3 protein-coding genes are annotated in these 2411 nt (G+C 65.3%); 1 reads left to right on the forward strand and 2 read right to left on the reverse strand.

Annotated elements, in window-relative coordinates; all coding sequences use genetic code 11:
- Positions 1-622 (reverse strand): FadR/GntR family transcriptional regulator (locus tag HMPREF0975_RS14165; RefSeq protein ID WP_009234922.1); only part of this gene is annotated, 622 nt, incomplete at its 3' end.
- 208 nt (positions 623-830) lie between these two features.
- Here HMPREF0975_RS14165 and HMPREF0975_RS14170 point away from each other — a divergent pair.
- The gene (locus HMPREF0975_RS14170) at positions 831-1922 is read left to right on the forward strand and encodes an alpha/beta hydrolase (protein ID WP_009234923.1); all 1092 of its coding nucleotides are present in this window, start codon (positions 831-833) and stop codon (positions 1920-1922) included.
- Here HMPREF0975_RS14170 and HMPREF0975_RS14175 read toward each other — a convergent pair.
- A partial coding sequence (locus tag HMPREF0975_RS14175; RefSeq protein ID WP_009234924.1) for a FadR/GntR family transcriptional regulator occupies positions 1915-2411 on the reverse strand: 497 nt, incomplete at its 5' end. The two genes, HMPREF0975_RS14170 and HMPREF0975_RS14175, sit on opposite strands and share 8 nt — an antisense overlap.

A 2411-nucleotide genomic window follows, 5' to 3' on the forward strand; every position in this document is an offset into this window, starting at 1 on the left:
GGGCCTTGGCGGCGCTGAGCATGTCCTCGGGTCTGGGGGCGCCTAGGAGGGGGACGGTCAGGGTGTGGACTGCCCAGAACGCTTCGGTCAGGTGCAGGAAGAGGTGGTTGTCCAGGGGTTCGAGCATCCGCATGTGAAAGCGGCGGTCCTGTTCGGTGAAGAGTTCGCCCTTTTGGGCGTGGGTATCCATCTGCGCCACGATTTGGTCGAGTTCGGTGTCTTGGCGGTTCTTCCAGGCTTGGGTGACGGGTTCGGCTAGTGCGTTGTCGAGGGTGATGCGGACTTCGACGATGTCGCGCAGTCCGCGGTGGTCGTCTCCGGGGTTGAGCAGGCCTCTGAAGACGAGGGACTCGACCATGGGGCGCATGGAGACCCTGCCGACGAACATGCCGTGTCCGTGGCGGACTTCGACGATGTCGAGGGCGACCAGGGTGCGTACGGCCTCGCGCACGGAGGAGCGGGACACGCCCAGATCGGTGCACAGCTGCGACTCGGTCGGCAAAGCATCCCCTGGCTGCAGTCCTTTGGCGAGAATGTAGTTCTTGATCTCGGAGATTGCTGTGGAGGACTGAGTCATGGGTGTGGTGGTGAGGCCGGACATGACACCGCGGGACGTCTGCATACCCCCATTGTCCGGCTAATGGCGGATTTGCGCTGGTGAATGCCCATCGGTACATATCCGATTATTTCCGGCGCGTGAGACGGTTGGAGTGCGTTCGGTGCGGGAACGATCGGGCGTCAACCGACACCGATATGCCGCATACGGCACGGAGATGTGAATGATTGTGAGCGATTTGCACCTATAATGCTCATGGTGCGACAGTTGCGGTATGTCCGACACGCAAGCGGTGCTCCCCGCCCGTCCTCCCTATGACAGTGCGACCGCCGCCCTGCTCGAGCGCATCGAACCGCTCGGCGTCTTCCGGAGCATGACGGTGCAGAACATCCCGAGCTGGCGCGTGCCCCTCGACGAGGTCCGGGCGGGATTCCTGGGACGGCACCCCGATATCGAGCTGCGGGATGCCGAGGTCATTCGCGAGGACGGGACAACGTTCTGCGTGGCGATCGCCCGGCGCTGCCAAGACTCCGCCGATGCTCCTCCCGGTCCTCTGCTCCTCTCACTGCACGGTGGTGGGCTCATCATGGGGTGCCGCTTCAACGGTCTGTTGACGATCGTCCCGTGGCTGCGGCGTTACGGGGGTGTCATTGTCAGCCCCGAGTACCGTTTGGCGCCGGAGGATCCGGCGCCCGCCGGCGTTGAGGACTGTTACGCCGCGCTGTGCTGGGCGGTCGAGCATGCTGAGGACCTTGGTGCCGACCCGAGCCGCGTCGTCGTCGTCGGGCCGAGCGCCGGTGGTGGACTGAGTGCCGGCACGCTGCTCATGGCGCGCGACCGGCGGGGACCGGCTGTTCTCGGCGGGCTGTTGGACTATCCCATGCTGGATGACCGCACTGGGCTTCCAGGGTGGGAGGGCTCGGTCTCGGCGCGTCAGTATCCCGACGACGGGACCTGGCCGACGGCGTACAACAACGTCGCCTGGGAGGCGGCGCTGGGGGAGCGGCGCGGTACAGATCGGGTCACCCCTTATGAGGCTCCCGCCCGCGCCTCTTGGCTGGGCGGGCTACCTCCGCTGTTCATCTCCGTGGCATCCGCTGAGGTGTTCCGCGACGAGGACGTCGCCTTCGCCTCGAAGATGTGGCGAGATGGTGGGGATGCCGAGTTGCATGTCTATCCCGGGGGCACGCACGCCATGGAGTTCGTCAATGCTCGTTGGCTGGCGCAGGGGCTCACCGCGGCGCGCGATCTGTGGATCGACAGGCTGCTTCATCCGGAGGATCCGCGACTCAATATCGTGGCCGTGGCGCAGGCCGGTACCTATCCGGCCCTGACGCAGGAGATTGCTGCTGGTTGGTTTAGGTGAGGGCTGCCAGTAGTGGGGCGTAGTGCTGGGTGGTGGCTTGGCGGTAGGCCTGGGCGTCCCCGTCGCGGGCGGCTTGGAGCATGGCTCGGTGGGCCTTGGCGGCGCTGAGCATGTCCTCGGGTCTGGGGGCGCCTAGGAGGGGGACGGTCAGGGTGTGGACTGCCCAGAACGCTTCGGTCAGGTGCAGGAAGAGGTGGTTGTCCAGGGGTTCGAGCATCCGCATGTGAAAGCGGCGGTCCTGTTCGGTGAAGAGTTCGCCCTTTTGGGCGTGGGTATCCATCTGCGCCACGATTTGGTCGAGTTCGGTGTCTTGGCGGTTCTTCCAGGCTTGGGTGACGGGTTCGGCTAGTGCGTTGTCGAGGGTGATGCGGACTTCGACGATGTCGCGCAGTCCGCGGTGGTCGTCTCCGGGGTTGAGCAGGCCTCTGAAGACGGAGGGACGTCGACCAGTGGGGCGCATGGAGACCCTGCCGACGAACATGCCGTGTC

This window comes from Actinomyces sp. oral taxon 849 str. F0330 (assembly GCF_000239715.1).
Classification (GTDB): Bacteria; Actinomycetota; Actinomycetes; order Actinomycetales; family Actinomycetaceae; genus Actinomyces; species Actinomyces johnsonii.

What these genes read in the sequence shown, in the direction of transcription:
- HMPREF0975_RS14170 (WP_009234923.1), top strand. Translation starts at nt 831, where the DNA reads ATGTCCGACACGCAAGCGGTGCTCCCCGCCCGTCCTCCCTATGACAGT.